This window comes from Streptomyces sp. NPDC021562 (genome assembly GCF_040640875.1).
Lineage (GTDB): Bacteria > Actinomycetota > Actinomycetes > Streptomycetales > Streptomycetaceae > Streptomyces.
In genome coordinates this window covers 1-16,577 of the sequence record NZ_JBFACN010000050.1, presented here as the reverse complement: position 1 = coordinate 16,577, position 16,577 = coordinate 1, and the positions used below count along the sequence as shown (strand labels likewise).

The 16,577-nt window shown below is 69.3% G+C and carries 17 protein-coding genes; 6 read left to right on the top strand and 11 right to left on the bottom strand.

The features are described 5' to 3' along the window. Positions 1–62 precede the first annotated feature (62 nt). From AB0G52_RS39840 to AB0G52_RS39825, 4 genes are all read right to left on the bottom strand, one after another. Positions 63–944: an LLM class flavin-dependent oxidoreductase gene (locus tag AB0G52_RS39840; RefSeq protein WP_132892342.1), complete on the bottom strand. Its 882-nt coding sequence runs from the start codon at positions 942–944 to the stop codon at positions 63–65. A 133-nt stretch (positions 945–1,077) separates the two neighbouring features. Continuing rightward, positions 1,078–2,304, bottom strand: coding sequence for a class I SAM-dependent methyltransferase (locus AB0G52_RS39835; RefSeq protein ID WP_132892344.1), 1,227 nt, complete (start codon positions 2,302–2,304; stop codon positions 1,078–1,080). Positions 2,305–2,455: 151 nt separating this feature from the next. Beyond that, on the bottom strand, positions 2,456–3,439 hold the full coding sequence (rfbB, locus tag AB0G52_RS39830; protein WP_132892346.1) for a dTDP-glucose 4,6-dehydratase: 984 nt from the start codon (positions 3,437–3,439) through the stop codon (positions 2,456–2,458). Continuing rightward, positions 3,436–4,497, bottom strand: coding sequence for a glucose-1-phosphate thymidylyltransferase (locus AB0G52_RS39825; protein ID WP_361344002.1), 1,062 nt, complete (start codon positions 4,495–4,497; stop codon positions 3,436–3,438). The genes rfbB and AB0G52_RS39825 overlap by 4 nt, the downstream gene beginning before the upstream one ends. Before the next feature lie 209 nt (positions 4,498–4,706). Between AB0G52_RS39825 and AB0G52_RS39820 the strand changes: the two genes are divergently transcribed. Further along, a complete protein-coding gene (locus AB0G52_RS39820) occupies positions 4,707–5,810 on the top strand; it encodes an alkene reductase (protein WP_132892349.1) in 1,104 nt (367 codons plus the stop codon). Positions 5,811–5,821: 11 nt separating this feature from the next. Here the strand turns inward: AB0G52_RS39820 and AB0G52_RS39815 are convergent, their stop codons facing one another. Further along, positions 5,822–6,580: an AfsR/SARP family transcriptional regulator gene (locus AB0G52_RS39815; RefSeq protein WP_132892351.1), complete on the bottom strand. Its 759-nt coding sequence runs from the start codon at positions 6,578–6,580 to the stop codon at positions 5,822–5,824. Between the two features lie 30 nt (positions 6,581–6,610). After that, on the bottom strand, positions 6,611–7,408 hold the full coding sequence (locus AB0G52_RS39810; RefSeq protein ID WP_132892352.1) for a TylF/MycF family methyltransferase: 798 nt from the start codon (positions 7,406–7,408) through the stop codon (positions 6,611–6,613). A 172-nt stretch (positions 7,409–7,580) separates the two neighbouring features. Between AB0G52_RS39810 and rfbC the strand changes: the two genes are divergently transcribed. The 3 genes from rfbC (at position 7,581) to AB0G52_RS39795 (ending at position 9,720) form a co-directional block, all read left to right on the top strand. Beyond that, entirely contained in the window at positions 7,581–8,204 is a 624-nt protein-coding gene (gene rfbC, locus AB0G52_RS39805) for a dTDP-4-dehydrorhamnose 3,5-epimerase (RefSeq protein WP_132892354.1), read from the top strand. A 203-nt stretch (positions 8,205–8,407) separates the two neighbouring features. Further along, positions 8,408–9,304 (top strand): helix-turn-helix transcriptional regulator, encoded by an 897-nt coding sequence (locus AB0G52_RS39800; protein WP_361343997.1) that lies wholly within the window; start codon positions 8,408–8,410, stop codon positions 9,302–9,304. Between the two features lie 134 nt (positions 9,305–9,438). After that, complete coding sequence (locus AB0G52_RS39795; RefSeq protein WP_132892358.1) at positions 9,439–9,720, top strand: DUF6059 family protein; 282 nt, start codon at positions 9,439–9,441, stop codon at positions 9,718–9,720. 24 nt (positions 9,721–9,744) lie between these two features. Here AB0G52_RS39795 and AB0G52_RS39790 read toward each other — a convergent pair whose 3' ends face one another. From AB0G52_RS39790 to AB0G52_RS39770, 5 genes are all read right to left on the bottom strand, one after another. Next, positions 9,745–10,356, bottom strand: coding sequence for a response regulator transcription factor (locus AB0G52_RS39790; RefSeq protein ID WP_132892359.1), 612 nt, complete (start codon positions 10,354–10,356; stop codon positions 9,745–9,747). A gap of 84 nt (positions 10,357–10,440) precedes the next feature. Continuing rightward, positions 10,441–11,565: a histidine kinase gene (locus AB0G52_RS39785; protein WP_361343994.1), complete on the bottom strand. Its 1,125-nt coding sequence runs from the start codon at positions 11,563–11,565 to the stop codon at positions 10,441–10,443. Positions 11,566–11,937: 372 nt separating this feature from the next. Then, positions 11,938–12,576, bottom strand: a complete 639-nt coding sequence (locus AB0G52_RS39780; RefSeq protein WP_132892363.1) for a hypothetical protein — start codon at positions 12,574–12,576, stop codon at positions 11,938–11,940. Between the two features lie 27 nt (positions 12,577–12,603). Beyond that, on the bottom strand, positions 12,604–14,883 hold the full coding sequence (locus AB0G52_RS39775) for a TOMM precursor leader peptide-binding protein (RefSeq protein WP_361343991.1): 2,280 nt from the start codon (positions 14,881–14,883) through the stop codon (positions 12,604–12,606). Continuing rightward, positions 14,880–15,053: a hypothetical protein gene (locus AB0G52_RS39770; protein WP_361343988.1), complete on the bottom strand. Its 174-nt coding sequence runs from the start codon at positions 15,051–15,053 to the stop codon at positions 14,880–14,882. The genes AB0G52_RS39775 and AB0G52_RS39770 overlap by 4 nt, the downstream gene beginning before the upstream one ends. A 233-nt stretch (positions 15,054–15,286) precedes the next feature. Here AB0G52_RS39770 and AB0G52_RS39765 point away from each other — a divergent pair, with 233 nt between their 5' ends. Together AB0G52_RS39765 and AB0G52_RS39760 are read left to right on the top strand one after the other, a co-directional pair. Next, a complete protein-coding gene (locus tag AB0G52_RS39765) occupies positions 15,287–16,120 on the top strand; it encodes an AfsR/SARP family transcriptional regulator (RefSeq protein ID WP_132892366.1) in 834 nt (277 codons plus the stop codon). Positions 16,121–16,237: 117 nt separating this feature from the next. Beyond that, positions 16,238–16,577, top strand: a 340-nt coding sequence (locus AB0G52_RS39760; protein WP_361343985.1) for an S-adenosylmethionine synthetase N-terminal domain-containing protein, incomplete at its 3' end; no start/stop codon positions are given.

Here is a 16,577-nt window from a genome sequence, read left to right as displayed (position 1 = left end):
CACGGTCCAGCACGGAAAAGGGCCCGGCTGCCTGAGCAGACCGGGCCCCTGACGAAGCAGTGCTACTGCGCGGCGAGTTCCGCCCGCACCGGTTTGATGACCTCGTCCGTCAGCCACCGCGCCACACCCTGTGGGTAACCGCGCGGCAGGCTGAGCACGATGTGGTCGAGACCGGCCCGGACGAGTTCGAGTACGGTTCGACGGGACGCCTCGATGTCGTCGTACGACATGACGACCTGGACCGAGCGGCTGATCTCGGACGGATCCCGGCCGATGGCCGCGCAGTGCTCATCCAGCACCCGGGCCCGCTCGACGATGTAGTCGACCTGGTTGTGCGGCGGACCGGGGACGTTCCAGATGTCGGCGTGCTCGGCCACCAGTCGCAGCGTCCGGTTGCCCCAGCCGCCGATGAGCAGGGGCGGACCCGACGGCTGGACCGGCTTGGGCTCGTTGCGGTTGGCCTTGAGCGTGTAATAGCGGCCCTCGAAGTCGAACTCCTTCTCGGTCCACATACGCTTCAGGATGGTGACCGTCTCCTCCAGGCGCGCGATGCCCTCGCCGGGCGGCACCAGGGTGAGACCGTACGCCTCGTACTCGGCGATCGCGGGGTTGTCGCCGGCGATGCCACCGGCCCCCGCAGGCTGGTGGGTGCCGCCCACGCCGATGCCCATGACCAGGCGGCCCCGTGACACGATGTCGACCGTGGTGGCCATCTTGCCCAGCACGGCCGGCTGACGGATCCGGTTGCTGGTGACCAGAAGCCCCAGCCGCAGGCGCCGCGTCTGGGCGGCGAGCGCGGCCAGGAGCGTCCAGCCCTCGTAGATCTTCCCGTCCTTCGGACCCGCCAGCGGCAGCATGTGATCCCACAGCCAGGCGTGTTCGATCTCCGGAATCTCGTCAGCCTCCAGCCACACTCGGAGGATGTCGTCATAATCGACGTGCATGGGAGTGGTCTTGAGACCGAAAGTAACTCGTTTGGGCTCACTCATGTGAACGTGCGTCTTTCATGTGAGGGAAGCGGTGAGGGGTCGCCGCGCGACAATCCACCATTACCGCATTCCTGATGGACCGGGCCGATCACTTCCGGCCAGGGTGAATCCATTGGTCCGCGCGCTGCTGGACCCAAGCGGGGATGCCCCGCTCGTGGGCGATCCCCTTTCTGAGGACTGCCAGATTGTGGTAGATCGAGATGTCGGACGGATGGTTCCCTGCGGGCTCGTCGTCCGGGGCCAGTTCACAGCGGTGCAGGTCGTCGATCAGGTCCTTGAGCATGCCGGTCGTGGTCCCCGCCGAGCCCGGGGGCAGCTCGCCGCCGAACTCGGGCCAGTACGCCGTGTGCAGGTCCTCGATGACGTAGAAGCCACCGGGCCGCACGTAGGGGAACAGGGTCTCGTAGCTTGTCCGCACATGCTCGTTCACATGACTGCCGTCGTCGACCACGATGTCGAACGGGCCGACGGCTTCGGCGAGTTCACGCAGGAACTCCGGGTCGTTCTGGTCGCCTTGCACGGTCCGGACACGGGGGCCTGTGACCCCGGGCTTGGCGAAGATGTCCAGGCCGTAGACCAGGCCGCGCGGGAAGAACCGCTGCCACATGTAGAGGGACTCGCCGCCCAAGGACTCCGAGTCGTAGCCACCGATACCGATCTCCAGGATGCGGATCGGATCGTGGCGCAGCGGACCGAAGTGGCGCTCGTAGTGGGGCGTGTAGAAGTGCAGCGCGCCCCACTTGTCCGAACCGTAGCGTGCCGCCAGCTCGTCGAGGCTCACCGGCGGGTTGGAAGCCGCCGAGATCACCGCCTGAACCGCCCGGAACAGGATCGTCATCCGCGCCATGCCGAGGGCCGCCCGCTGTTCCTGGGAGAGCGCAGCGCGCTGGATGACCTTGTCCGGCCACAGCGGGCTGAACTCGTTGTCCTGCCCGGTCCACGGCCAGGTGACCACATGCACGTCACGGCTCTCGGACTGAACGCCCTCCCGCGTGGGGTACAAGAGGCGTACCAGGTCGGTCAGTTCGTAGCGGATGTCGGCCAGGACGGCCTCGGAGCCGCCCGGTTCCAGGGACATCCGGCCCTCCTTGAAGGAGACCAGGTGACGGAAGAGCTCGCCGCGGAACTCCATGGTCAAGTTGAGAGCCACGTCACTGACGTCGTCGGGTGCCGAGGCCCGGATGCGTATCTCGGCAGCCAGCAACTCCGCGACCCGGTCCGGCCCTGCCGCGACGATCGCCTGTTGCAGTTGGTCGTACCGGCCGCCGGCCGCCACAACCAACTGGTCGACCGTGCCCCATGGCGTGATGTCCACCACCGTGAATCCCTCGCTTCCCCTGCCGGGTGAGAACGGATGTTGACGTGCTGTGGATGGGGATGCCCCTGCGCACAGGGACCGGTCGGCCGGTCTCCCGACCCAGACTGGCAGCCCCACCTCGATTGGCGCTTGAGCCGTACTGGCCGGCTCAGCCGAGCGCGGCTCGGGCCGGCACCGGGTGCGGCCACCGTTCGGTGTGCCGCCGGTACCAGGCGACGGTCTCCGCCAGCCCGCGGTCGAATCCCACGCGCGGGGCGTAGCCCAGGTCCCGACGGATCTTGGTGTCGTCCAGTGCGTACCGCTGGTCGTGCCCCTTGCGGTCGGTCACCCGCCGAATCAGCGACGTGTCCGCCCCGCACAGCAGGGCGAGCCGCTCGGCCAGCTCGAGGTTGGTGCGGGCGGTCCCGCTGCCGATGTTGTAGATCTCGCCGGCTCGGCCGCCCTCCAGAACCAGCTGGACCGCCCGGCAGTGGTCGTCGACGTGCAGCCACTCCCGTTCGTTGGAGCCGTCGCCGTACAGGGGCACCGGCAGCCCCGCGAGCAGCCGGGTGGTGAACAGTGGCACCAGCTTCTCCACATGTTGGTACGGGCCGTAGTTGTTGGAGCAGCGGGTCACCCGGACATCGAGTCCGTGCGTGCGCCAGTACGCGCGGGCCGCGAGATCGGATCCTGCTTTGGACGCCGCGTACGGGGAGTTGGGCGCAAGCTGCCGGTCCTCCGTCCAGGAGCCCTGCGCGATGGAGCCGTACACCTCGTCGGTGGAGACGTGCACCACCCGCCCCACCTCGCAGACCAGCGCGGCCTCCAGCACGGTCTGGGTGCCGACGACGTTGCTGCGGAAGAAGGCAGCGGCGTCCCCCAGAGACCGGTCCACATGGGACTCCGCAGCGAAGTGCACCACGGCGTCGTGGCCGGGCATCAAGGAGAGCAGCAGCGACAGATCGCACACATCGCCCTGGACGAAACGCAGCCTGGGATGTGCTGTCGGCAGGTTCGCGCGGTCGCCCGCGTAGGTGAGCGCGTCCACCACCGTGACCTGAGCCGACTCGTATCCCCGGTAGCCGCCGTCGAGCATGGTCCGGACGTAGTTCGAGCCGATGAAACCGGCGCCGCCGGTCACAAGCACCTTCATGCTGCCACCACCACGGTCGAGTGGTCACCCACGATCAGCCGCTGCTGGGAGCCCGACGCACAGCTGACGGTGGCGTCCCTGCCGATGACCGACGCGTGGACCCCGGTCACACCCGTGACCCGGGCCCCGTCGAGGGCGATCGAATAGCCGAGCCCGGCTGCCTGGATGACGCAGTCCCGGCCTATGGACGTGTGCGGCCCGATCCGGCTGTCGCACACCGTGCTACGTGCTCCTATGATCGCGGGGCCCTTGATGTACGACCGGCACACACGGGCACCGGCCTCCACCACCACCTGACCCAGCAGCCGGCTGTCGTCGTCCACCTCACCGGTGATCTCGCGGGCGAGGCCGTCGAGCATGTCCCGGTTGCACTCCAGCACGTCCTCCAGACGTCCGGTGTCGCTCCAGTTCCCCGAGTACTCGGCGGCGCGCACGCTGTGCCCGTGGTCGATCAGCCACTGGATCGCGTGGGTGATCTCCAGTTCCCCGCGGCTGCTGGGACCGATCGCGGCGACCGCCTCATGGACGGCTGAAGTGAAGAAGTACACACCGACCACCGCGAGGTCGGACCGTGGGGACGCGGGCTTCTCCTCCAGCCGTGTCACAGTGCCGGACGAATCGGTCTCGGCGACGCCGAACTGCCGCGGATCGGAGACCTTGCTCAGGACGAGCTGGCAGGCAGGCCGATGCCGGCGGAACTCCTCGGCGATCGCGGTCACCCCATGGCTCAGCATGTTGTCGCCGAGAAACATGACGAAGTCGTCGTCCCCCAGAAAGCCCCGCGCGACGGCGACGCAGTGGGCCAGACCGAGCGGCTGCTCCTGGGGGATGTAGGTGATCCGCGCCCCCGAGCGGAGGGTACCGCCCAGAGCCTGCGCGATCTCCTGGCCACGTTGGCCCACCACAATGCCGATCTCCGTGACACCCAGCTCGGCTACGCGAGCCAGGACATGCTCGAGTACCGGCCGGTTGGCGATGGGCATGAGCTGCTTGGGCATGGAGTGGCTGAACGGCCGCAGGCGGGTGCCCGAACCGCCCGACAGGATCAGGGCCTTCATGCGTTTCTCCTCACTGCACTGCTGGGACCCACGGCGTGGACGCGCAGAGGATGTGGGTCGCCGGTCGTGAATCCCTTGAGAACTGTCGCTCGGTCGGCCCTGGACCGCGGTGCGAGGCGGTGCGCGGACGGTGGGGTCCCTGGCCGAGAGGGCATCGGCGCGACCGCGCGCACGTCTGTCCCGCCACCGACGATGATCAGGAGTCAGTCATGGCCGATCTGTTCGACGAAGTGAAGCTGGGCGCCCTCACCCTGCCGAACCGCATGGTGATGGCCCCTCTGACCCGTAATCGGGCCGATCGCCAGGGCGTGCCCTCCCCTTTGACGGCGATCTACTACGCGCAGCGCGCCTCGGCCGGGCTCATCGTCAGCGAGGGCATCCAGCCGAGCGCCGTCGGGCAGGGATTCTTCGGCACGCCCGGCCTGCACACGCGGGAGCAGATCGCTGGATGGCGCCACGTCACCGACGAGGTGCACTCGGCGGGCGGCCGGATCTATGCCCAGCTCATGCACGCGGGCCGGATCAGCCATCCCGCCCTGCTGAGGGGACGGCCGGGCACGGGCGCCGACGGCATTCCGCTGGCGCCGTCGGCAGTCCGGCCCACGGGCGCGGCCAAGACGTACGACGGGCCCCGGGAGTTCGTCATGCCGCGGGCGATGACGAGCACGCATCTGGCCGAGACCGTACGGGACTTCGCCGACGCGGCCCGCAATGCGCTGGCCGCCGGGTTCGACGGGGTGGAACTGCACGGTGGCAGCGGCATGCTGCTGCACCAGTTCCTCGCCCCCAACGCCAATGTGCGCACCGACGCCTACGGCGGCTCGATCCCGGGCCGGATCCGCTTCGTCGCCGAGGTCACCGAGGCGGTGGCCGAGGCGGTCGGCGCCGATCGGGTGGGGCTGCGCGTTTCCCCGCACAACACGTTCAACGACATCGCCGAACCCGACGCCGAGGAACTGTATCCCGCCCTGGTCGACGCGGTGGCCAAGGTGGGCATCGGCTACCTGCACGTGTACGAGACGCTCGACCGGGTGGGCACCCAGCGGCTGCGTGACCGCTGGCCCACCACGTTCATCCTCAACCCGCACGCCGCGAACCGCCGGACCCCGGTGTCCTCGGAGGCCGCGCGTACCGTCCTGCGACAGGACGCCGGCGACCTGGTCTCCTTCGGCAGGCTGTTCATTTCCAACCCCGACCTGCCACGGCGGGTGCGCGAGGGCGCCCCGCTGACCGAACCCGACCCGGCCACGTTCTACGGCGGCGACGAGCGCGGTTACACCGACTATCCCCTCCTCGGGGAACAGCCGGCGTAGCTCCGCGCAGGTCACGTGGTAAGGCGGTCCTCCCGGAGAATGTCCTGGTGGATCTGCTGGAGGTCGTCCGACGGCTCGATCCCGAGCTGGTCGTTGAGCAGCCGCCGTGCGTGCCGGAAGGCGGCCAGTGCCTCGGCACGTCGGCCCGACCGCTGCAGCGCGATCATGAGCTGGGCCTGGAGTCCCTCATGATAGGGGTTCGCCATGGTCAGCGACTTCAGCTCCGCCACCAGCTCCCGGTGGCGGCCCAGCCGCATGTCCACCGCGAGGCTCAGCTCCATCGCCAGATTGTGCTTCTCCTCCAGACGGGCGGCATGCCGGCGCAGTACGGGCCCCTGACAGACATCGGCCAGCACGGGGCCCGCCCACATCGATCTGGCACGGGCCAGCAGCGGGGCGGCCTCCTCGACCCGGCCGTCGTCCAGCAGGGCGCGTCCTCGGTCCACACACTGCTCGAACTCCCTGCAGTCGAGCCGCCCCGGACCGACCGAAAGTACGTACCCCGGGGGCACGGTCCGTACGGCTTCGTCGCCGTGCACAGGCGAGTGCAGCAGCTTGCGGATCTGGTAGACGTACGTCTGGGTCGTCGTGACCGCGCTGCGTGGGGGGCTGTCCCCCCACAGCTCCTCGATGATCGAGTCCAGCCTGACGACCTGGTCGCAGCGCAGCAGCAACAGGGCGAGGACCTGGCGGACCTTGGCCGCCCGGGGGGTGCGTGGCTCGTCGTCGATGAGGACGGAGAACGGGCCGAGCACTCGAAACTGCGTCATCGCACGACGCCCCTTTCGAAGAGCGGGCCTTCAGGCACCCGCAGGCCGGTCCGACCGCCGCCAGTACGCACCGAACCTGTCGATCCGTTCGATCTCGTCCGTGATGCCGTGGGCCGCGCGGTAGTCGTGCACCGCGGCAGCGCAGGTGGGCAGTCCGAAGTCGTCGACGATGAGGAAGCCGCCGGGTGAGAGCTTCGGGTACAGGTGGGTCAGGGCGTCCATGGTGGAGTCGTACAGATCCCCGTCCAGCCGCAGCACCGCCAGCCGCTCGATCGGTGCATCGGGCAGGGTCTCCTTGAACCAGCCGGGCAGGAAGCGGACCTGCTCGTCCAGCAAGCCGTAACTGCGGAAGTTCTCCTGTACCTCCTTGAGGGAGACACCCAGCACCTCGTTGTACTTGTGCAACTGCATCTGGAAGTCCCGGCCGCCGCTGTTCTGGTCGGCGACCGGCATCCCCTCGAAGGAGTCGGCCGCCCACACACGACGGTCCGTGATGCCGTACGCCGCGAGCACGGCGCGCAACAGGATGCAGGCCCCACCGCGCCAGACGCCCGTCTCGGCGAAGTCGCCGGGCACCCCGTCGGCCAGCACCTGCTCCGCGCACGCCTGGAGATTGTCCAGGCGCTTGCCACCGATCATGGTGTGGGCGCTGGTCGGCCAGTCCTCGCCGCCCTCCCGTCGCTCGGCCACGAAGACCCCACGAGGCGGGGCGGACTCGCCGGGCAGAGTGGGGGTGGCATCGTCCGGCGGGTCGTTGTAGAGAACGCCCGACAGGGCCTTCTTCATCAGGTCCAGGTACAGCGTCCGCACAGCCGCCGTGGTGCTCATGGAGGTCCTCCCGTCGCCGATGTGAACTCCGGAACGCTAGGAAAGCCAGCTCGAAGCGGCCTACAAGAACGCTCAGGCGTCGGTCGAGGCGGTGTCGACCGGTGGCTGCGAGGCTGCCCGCCCGACAGAGGTACCCGGACGTGCCGGGTGCCGTGGGACGGAGGTGTTTCCCGTGCGGGAGCTGGCGATTGAGGGCGCGTGGCTGTATACACCGCGTATTCATCATGACGCACGTGGCAGTGTTCTTGAGTGGTTCAGCGGTCGTGAGTTCGCGCGGGATGTGGGGCACCCCCTCCCGGTGGCGCAAGCCAACTGCCCGGTGACTCGCCGCGGCGGCGTGCGCGGCATCCACTACGCGGACGTTCCGCCAGGACAGGCGAAGTACGTCACCTGCGTGAGCGGGGTGGTCCTCGACGTGATCGTGGATGTCCGGGTCGGCTCGCCGACTTACGCCCAGTGGGTAGCGGTGCGCCTGGACGACTGCGACCGTCAGGCCGTGTACCTGGCGGAGGGGCTGGGCCACGCGCTCATGGCACTGACCGAACAGGCCACGGCCGTCTACCTGTGCTCGACGCCGTACGCTCCCGAGCGGGAGCACGGTATCCACCCGCTCGACCCCGACATCGGCATTGCATGGCCCGACGACGTGGTTCCCCTGCTGTCCGAGAAGGACGCCGCCGCACCGTCGCTGGTCAATGCGCACCGGCTCGGTCTGCTGCCCTCCTACGCGGACTGCCGGACGTACGCCGACAGCCTGCGCGGTGTCCATCAAGCCGGTGACCCCGTCGTCCCCTGACATCCAACGGCGCAGCGGGCCGGGGCGACTCCCGCTCCAGTCCTTCTCGAACGCGACTCGAGCGGCGGTCGAACAGGCGACGGCCCGGTGGCCGGGCGGTACGGAGCGTGTCAGGATCAGCGCGCAGGCGGGACGGAGGACGGGCCGTGTCACCTCGTGTCATCGCACAACCGGGGGAGTTCATGCGAAGGGGCCACGTTCGGGTGGCGTCCGGATACCGGCCGACCGGTCTACGCCCGACCGGTGAGCAGTTCGAGTTCTGGCAGCTGTGGGACGCTCCCGGACCTGAGCGGGTGCACGCGGCGTTCCGCGGGCAGCTGGACGACATGCTGCGGCAGTCCGTGCAGGCCGCTCGCTGCTGTACGGCCGCCGGTGACATTCCGGCGGGACTGCGCGCCCGGGTCAACGCGGGCTTGTCACGGCTCTATTTGGGCGATGGCCCCGGTGCCTCGGCCGAACTCGCCGGCGCGCTGGCCACAGCGCGCGAGCAGGCCGCCCGCTGGGAGGAGGGGTACGCCTGTTACGCGCTGGGCACCTTGCACCGTACGGCAGGCGAGTGCAGGTTGGCCCTCACGCGGTTCGCCACCGCCGAGCGCCTCTTCCGCGCCTGCGGGGACGCCCGGGCCTGCGGTCATGTCAGGTTGGCCCTCGCGGTGGCGGCCTCCGGGACCGGGGACACCGGCGTCAGGGAACACCTGCTGGCCGCCGTGGACGCCTTCCGGGCCGCAGGCGAGCGGTCCGGCGCGCTCATCGCGCTGTGGATGCTCTCCGCCCTCGACGTCGGCCGGGAACCCGCCGGCGTCGGCCGGGCCCGCACCGGCGGGGGATCGCTGCAGGGACCGGAACCGGCCGGGTCCCGGCTCTCCGCCGGACGCCCCGAGCGGGAACCGGACCGGCCCGCGGCGAGCCTGCAGGCCCTGACCCGACGGGAACGAGAGGTCGCCTGGTTGGTCGCCTCCGGAATGACCAACCGGCAGATCGCCGAGCGTATGAACATCGCGGAACGCACCGTCGACACTCATGTGCAGCGCATCCTGGCCAAGTCGAACTGCGCCACGCGGGTCCAGGTCGCCGTGTTGGTGGCGGCCGGCTACGGCTAGGGAGCAGAACCGGCGACCCACCCCACGGAGTGCTACCGGCCGATCCGCGAGCGCCGCTCCAGGCCCGCTCCACCGGCGCGGCGAATCCTCCTGGTCGGACGCGCGAAGGCGCGGATCCGTATGGAGGTGACCTTGTGGCGCGCGAAGAACACTGGCACGACCGGTTGTGGCGGTTCGTGCAGTCGCCTGTCGGCCGGGGCATGGCAGCGATGGGGGTGCTGTTCGGCCCCTTGGACATCAGAGTCCTGGGCTGTTTCTGGGAGCAGGCCCCGGAAACGGGCGGCACGCCGTACCCAGATCATCCCGAACGGGTGCGCGCGGACATCCCGCTCAGCCGCCTGGAGCGGGAGCTGGCCCGGCAGCTGTGTCCCGACCGGGCGACGCGCGGCCGGCGCGCACGGGGGGACTGGGAATGAGGCGGTGCCTGGTGTGCGGGCGGGTCAGGGGATCCAGCCGGCCTCTGTGGCGAGCCGTATCGCGTCCACGCGATTGCGGGCTCCCAGCTTCATCACTATCGCTGTCAGGTAGTTGCGCACGGTGCCGGTCGACAGGTTCAGCGAGGTGGCGATCTCGCCAGGAGCCGCCCCCGACGCCGCGTGCCGCAGCACTTCCATCTCCCGCGGTGTGAGCGGCGTGTCGTACGCGTGCCAGGCGGCGATCGCGAGTTCGGAGTCGATGACCCGCTGACCTGCCGCCACGCGCCTGATCGCCGAGGCGAGTTCGGCCGGGGGCGCGTCCTTGAGCAGGTAACCGCCGACGTTGGTTGCCAGGGCGCGCCGCAGCGTACCGGGGCGGTCCAGACTGGTCAGAATGAGGGTGCGGCAGGACGGCAGTCGCTCATGCAGGTGGGCAGCAGCCGAGAGCCCGTCGAGATCCGGCAGGTCGATGTCGATGACGGCCACGTCGGGTCTGTGCTGCAGTGCTACCGGAACGATCTCCGCACCGCTTGACACGTCCGCGACGACCGTCATGTCGTGCTCCAGTTCGATCAGGGCGACCAGGGCGCCACGGACCATCTGTACATCTTCGGCCAGGAGGATACGGACTTCCATTGCACCGATCCCTCTCAATGGGTCTCCGTACGAGTGCGGTCGGACGGCACGTCGTGAGTGGACCGTTGGAAACGAGACGGTCTTTCAAGCAACGGTGTAGCCCTGGGACGTCGGGGCCCACGCGCGTACGGTGCGGTGGTCGGCCTGCGACGGTACCTCGACTACCAGTTCGAACTCATCATCACCGGTGAGCCCTGCGGTCAAGGTGCCGTGCAGCGCGGAGAGCCGGTGTGTGAGGCTGGCCAGACCGGTGCCGCCGACGGTGCGCGGGCCCGGGAAGCGGGCGGTCGCCCCGTCGTTGCGAACGCAGAGGCGGACATGGCTCGTCACGGTGCCGACGGCCGTCGTGGTGATCCGGCAGCGGGTCGCCTTGCTGTGCCGCAGCACGTTGGTGGCCGCTTCTCTCACCACGATGGCCAGGGCGGTGTCGGCCTCCGCGGACAACGGGCCGTGCCGGAAGTCGATCTCTGTGCGGATCTGCGCTGTGGCCAGCGCGGTCTGCACCTGCCGGGCCTCCGCGGCGAGGGACAGCTGACGGTAGCCGTGGGCCATGCCCCGGACGTCGGCGAGTGTCTGTCGGCAGATGTCGAGCATCTCCGTGAGCTCGACATGGGCTTCGTCGGGCTGGGTGCCGACCATCCGGTTGGCCAGCTCGGCCTTGAGGGTGATGGCGGAGAGCTGGAACCCCAGCAGGTCATGCATGTCGCTGGCGAAGCGCAGCCGCTCCCGCACCACGGCCAGCCGCGCCAGGTCCTCACGTGCGGTGATCAGTTCGATCACCAACGTGGAGAGATGTGACAGTCCGTAGACGATCAGACCGATCACCATGGTCGAGGTGCTCAGGTACACGATGTCGAGCACATCCGCCCCGAGCACGATGCCCGGTACCAGGATGCTCAGGATGACGGCTCCGAACAGCACCCAGGACAGGATCCCCGGGACCAGGAGCAGGACGGAGCCGGCCAGAAACCCCGCCATGCCCCCCCACTCCTGCTTGACGACGAGCAACGGGAGGTAGGTGACGAGCACTTGTAGCGTGAGGGAGGCGGCGCGGCGGGCCAAGGACCAGCGTGTGGCCGAAAGGGACGAGTGCTGTACCTGCAGCGTGACGGCCACCGCCAGGGCGGCCATGCACCAGGGCACCGCGTGGGGCGACGGGTGCTCGCTGAGCACATCGAGAAAGATCACGGTGGAGAAGCAGCCCAGCACGACGAAGAGAATGCTGCGCGCCAGTCTGGGTGCTGGAATGTCGGCATAGCTCGAAAAAGGTGGACTTTCGCTGTCGGCAGACCCAGAAAGCAGTAATTCCGCTGGGTGATGCGACACGTCCGCTCTCCCTCCCCCGTCTCGTTACAAAGTACCACCGTTGTTGTGGCTGCAATCAGCTGTTTCGAAGGCCGGACAACGCCCCTGGGCGCGGGGAGCGTTGCGCCACCTCGTCACATGGATCGCGAAGGCGGTGGGCCGGTCGGGTGAGAATTAGGTGAACCTCCGCCAAGACGTGGTAATCCCCTCGTACCGGAGGGGAACTCTCCGTTTTTAGAAGCGGGCGAATGGGCCGCAACCGCACCAGGTCTGTCGTTATTCCTTTTGGTCCCGTACGGTCGGCTTGCCCGTGGCGATCATTCCGCTTGCGGCGAGAAAAGCCAGGACCGCCGCCGCGGACGGAGGCGCTTCGGCGGCGTCCGTGATGTCCGCCACCCGCGTCGGTTCCGTGAGCGACTCGATGATCCGCAGCGTGTCCGGAAGGTGCAGGACCACTTGGTGCAGGGTCGACGGAGAACGCAGGACGTGCGCGACCCCCGTGCGACGCAGTGCGACGGAGTGTCCCAGGACAACGGTCTCCTCGGCGGCCAGCAGCCGGGGTCGGAACATGGCACGCGGCGACAGCGGGACGACGGAGAGCAGAGCGCGGCCCGTCGGCGTGGCCAGCGAACGGATGAGCAGCCCCTCGACCGTGCGGAACAACCGCTGGATCTCGTCGCGTTGGGTGCTGCTCAGTCCGGCCAGGACGTTCTCAAGCCGGATCGGCCCCAGGCACAGCCGGTACAGCGCCATGCCGATGGAGCCGGTCGGGTCGGTCAACCGTACGGCGACCTCGGTGCTGCGCAGTTCGACCGGATGTCCTGAGGGCGGCGCCGTGAAGGAGACGTCTTCGCTCAGGGACCACAGTTCGAGCCAGTCGCTGGAAGGGCCGAGACTCAGGTTCACAGTTGCCACTCAGGAGACGAAGGGAACAACGTGCGGTCAGACGAACATCGGGATCGGGTTGAGGTCTTCGTACGCGGACGGGTCCTGCCGGATGCCCAGACGGACGGGCACGTCGAAGAGCCGGCCGGGCGCGAAGCGGGCCCAGAAGTGGCGCAGTCCCGGAGCCAGGACCCGGACCACGGGGAGGCCGACGTCGGGCCGGGTCTGGTCGAGGACCAGCAGGTCGTGCCCTGCCGAGCGCATCAGGTCGACCACGGCGGCGATGTCGTGTGCCAGGTTCTGCCGGGGGACGTACCCGAAGGCGGAAGGGGACCTCGGCGTCTGTCCGGAGTCCGGCCGGAGGTAGGGCTGGTTCGCCGTCGTCGCGCGGGACCACCAGGCCAGGGCAACCGGATCGTCGACCGCGTACCCGGTGCCGTCCGGCTGGGCGCCGAGGACCGCGGGCAGCAACTGCCCCATCTCGCAGAGCGCCCTGACGAGAGCCACCCTCGGGTCGAAATGCGCTCCGAAGCCGAACACGATGTCCTCACGTGTGTCATCCGTACGTCTGGACAGGGCGGCCACGCACGGGATGCCCAGGTCGGACGTGAGGTCAAGGGCCCACACATCCCGCCCCAGGGCCGCGAGCCCGGTACGCGCCCGGCTGATCCAGGGGTCGTCGAAGGCGTCCAAGTCGACGGCGGGCAGACGGAGCCGGTTGTACCACCACACGGCGACGGCATCGCGCTCCACCAGTTCGAGACAGCCCTGCAGCAGGGCGTCCTCCAGTGAACTGCCCGCCGCGCAGCCGTTGGAGTCGGCCAGGAGACGGTTGACATCGCCCTGGCCGGTGTCGACGGAGTAGTAGAGCAGCCTGGTCGGCAGCAGCCGGTGGCAGCCGTCGACCAGGGACCACACCGGAGTCCAGGCCGTCTCGGCCTTCTCGTCGAAGGGCGCCGGCACATGGTGGAAGTGGGAGTGCCGCGCGTTCCAGCGGGCGCGGTCGCGGAATTGCCGGGCGGCGAAGAGCTGGCAGTCGTTCGGATGGATCGCCTGCTCGCCCAGACCGGCGAAACTGCCGAGAACGACCGCCTCGTCGCCTTGCCGAGTGCCGCAGTGGCGTTCCACGGCCTCGCCCAGGGCACTCATTCTCGCCTGGGCGTCAGTGCTGCCCTTGCCCCCGCTCAGCGTGCGCAGGTTCGAGGTGAGAGCTCCCAGGCCGACCGTGGGCAGAGCCAGGTTCTGCCCGGCGAGGTAACAGTGCAGGAAGTCCGGTGCCCGGGTGTCGCGCCGCAGTTCGGCGACGATGCCGGTGACCGGGTCGATGAGATCGGCGTAGGCGGTCAGCATCTCCTCCGCGGAGGCCGCCCGGTGCCCGGTGCCAACCGTGACTGCCTTCGGCCGCGACTTGATCCGCACCGGACGCCGGTTCTCCGCCGCGACCAGACCGGGATCTCCGCAATCGGGGCACTGGGGCCGCCGCTGGACGAGGTGGTGCCGGGCCCGGAGGGTGAGCGTGTCCAGGACGTACACGGCCCGCTGCCCCGGATGACGGTGCCCGGCCAGCCACTTGTGTACTTCGAGCAGAGCGAGCTGGATGGCTGCCAGCCGGCCTGCCGGCAGGGAGGCGCGCGGCACCGTGACCGGGCCGACGAGGCCCAGCGCGTCGCGCAGCGGCAGCTCACCGCGCCGGTGGGCCTGGTACCGCTGAGCCAGGCAGGAGTGACAAGGGCCGCCGTCGATCCCGAAGAACGGCCCGATCCACAGGTCCGGGCCGGTGACGCCGGCCAGCAACCAGGGCCGCCGAGCTGAGCGTTCCCGGGCCTGGATTTCCGCCAGCCGCGGGTCCAGGTAGTCGTCGCAGAGGACAAGGCCGAGGTCGGCCTCCGTGTCCGGGTCGGCGACGGTGAGACCGGACGCGCGACAGTGCAGCCGGATCTCCTCGGGGGCAACGCCGTCGCACACCGTCACAGCCACCGTCGGCGCGCCACCCGCGGCGGGGCCGGGGACCCCTGCGAGATCCCAGTAGGCCCGCTCCGCCGGGCTCTGCCGCGGTGAGCCGGGCAGGGTCCTGCTGAGCAGCCCTGCCCGGTCCAGCCGTACCAGTCCGCGCCGGGCGCGCGCCGCGTCGAGTTCGGGCCCGGCCGCGGTGACGACGTCTTCGACGGTTCGGGTGCCGTCCAGCAGCGGGGCCAGCGTCTCAGCCCCTCCGCCGCGTACCGCGAGCACGTCTCGTGACGACGTGAGGAACACGGCCTGGCCCGGCACCACGTCGACCCTCAGGTGGTGTCCGAAGCCGACGAGCGGTTCTGCGGCGGCCGGCTCCTCAGCGCTCACGCCTCGGTGTACGCGTCACTGAGGCAGATCGTGAACAGCGCGGTCGTCTCGGGCGACGGCCGCTGCAGACTCATGACGGACAGTTCCTCGGCTCCGGCCGGTGCGTGCGCATCCTCGGTACCGGGCCGGTCGTCGGTGAAGAGGGGAGATGCGGGGTGCAGGACGTCCACGATTCCTCCGGAAGGGGGAGACGGCACGAAGACCGCGAGAGGGGGGATGTGACGCGAGTGATTGTTGTACCGCCTGACGGAGCCACGACAGTGCATCGGTCACACGGGCACCATGTGCTTTTCACGGGCAGTCCCATGAGCGGTCCACTGGGCGCCGCGAAGGCCGGGTGCAAGCCTCCTGAGGATGCGAGCTGGTGCACGGCGTCGGCCGAACGGAGAGGAAGTTCCTACGGATGGACATCGGACTGCTCGGACCTCTGCAAGCCCAGACCAACGGGCGCACCTTCGTGCCCTCAGCGGCCAAACCGCGCCAGATACTGGCCCTGCTGGCCCTCCACGCCGGCCGCATGGTGACCGTCTCCACCCTGATGACGGAGCTCTGGAAAGACGCGCCGCCGCCGAGTGCCGCCACCACGGTACAGACGTACGTGCTCCAGATCCGCAAGGGCTTGGACACGGCCCTCGGTGAACCGGGCGCGGCCAAGAGCGTGCTGGTCACCCGCTACGGCGGATACTCACTGGACGTACCCCTGGACCATGTCGACGTGCACGCCTTCGAGCGGCTCGCGGGTGCGGGACGCGCCGCCGCGGAGCAGGGCGAGCCCGAAAACGCATCCCGGATCCTTGCCGAGGCCCTCGGGATGTGGCGTGGCGCGCCGCTCACCGACGTGCGCCCCGGGCCTGTCCTGCGCCGCGAGGTGGTCAGACTCAACGAGATACGGCTTTCCCTCCTGGACGCCCGGATCGAGACCGACCTGGCGCGGGGCAGACATGGCGATCTGCTCGGCGAACTGACGGCCCTGACCACGGCGTACCCGCTCAACGAGAACCTGTGGGCCCACTTCCTGACCGCTCTGCACCGCACCGGGCACCGTTGGCGCGCCCTGGAGGCGTACCGGCACCTGCGGGACATCATGGTGGAGGAACTGGGACTGGAACCCTCCTCCCGGCTCCGCCAGCTGCATCAGGCGATCCTCTGCGACAACGCCCAGGAGCAGCGCACGGCTGCTGCCGGTGGACGGCAGCCCGCGGCGATGCGGTACGGCAAGCCGATAGCCGCCCGCTGAACCTGGGGCTGACGCTTCGTTCGCGAGGCAGGCACGAGCACGCCACGACCACGACGGCACAGGGTGCGCATCATCCGCTCCGTTCCTGAGCACCGCATCCTCCCGGAAGGGTCGCCCATGGCCAGCCGTTACTTCACCTCGGAGTCCGTGACCGAGGGTCACCCCGACAAGATCGCTGACCAGATCAGCGACACCATTCTCGACGCGCTTCTGCGTGAGGACCCGGCCTCCCGGGTCGCCGTCGAGACGCTGATCACCACCGGCCTCGTGCACGTGGCCGGCGAGGTCACGACCAAGACGTACGCGGACATCGCGACGCTGGTCCGCAACAAGATCCTCGAGATCGGTTACGACTCGTCGAGGAAGGGCTTCGACGGCGCCTCCTGTGGCGTCTCGGTCTCGATCGGCGCGCAGTCCCCCGACATCGCCCAGGGTGTGGACACGGCCTACGAGAAGC

What these genes read in the sequence shown, in the direction of transcription:
- AB0G52_RS39810 (WP_132892352.1), bottom strand. Translation starts at nt 7,408, where the DNA reads ATGAGCACCACGGCGGCTGTGCGGACGCTGTACCTGGACCTGATGAAG.
- AB0G52_RS39840 (WP_132892342.1), bottom strand. Translation starts at nt 944, where the DNA reads ATGCACGTCGATTATGACGACATCCTCCGAGTGTGGCTGGAGGCTGAC.
- AB0G52_RS39790 (WP_132892359.1), bottom strand. Translation starts at nt 10,356, where the DNA reads ATGGAAGTCCGTATCCTCCTGGCCGAAGATGTACAGATGGTCCGTGGC.
- AB0G52_RS39815 (WP_132892351.1), bottom strand. Translation starts at nt 6,580, where the DNA reads ATGACGCAGTTTCGAGTGCTCGGCCCGTTCTCCGTCCTCATCGACGAC.
- AB0G52_RS39825 (WP_361344002.1), bottom strand. Translation starts at nt 4,497, where the DNA reads ATGAAGGCCCTGATCCTGTCGGGCGGTTCGGGCACCCGCCTGCGGCCG.
- AB0G52_RS39765 (WP_132892366.1), top strand. Translation starts at nt 15,287, where the DNA reads ATGGACATCGGACTGCTCGGACCTCTGCAAGCCCAGACCAACGGGCGC.
- rfbB (WP_132892346.1), bottom strand. Translation starts at nt 3,439, where the DNA reads ATGAAGGTGCTTGTGACCGGCGGCGCCGGTTTCATCGGCTCGAACTAC.
- AB0G52_RS39820 (WP_132892349.1), top strand. Translation starts at nt 4,707, where the DNA reads ATGGCCGATCTGTTCGACGAAGTGAAGCTGGGCGCCCTCACCCTGCCG.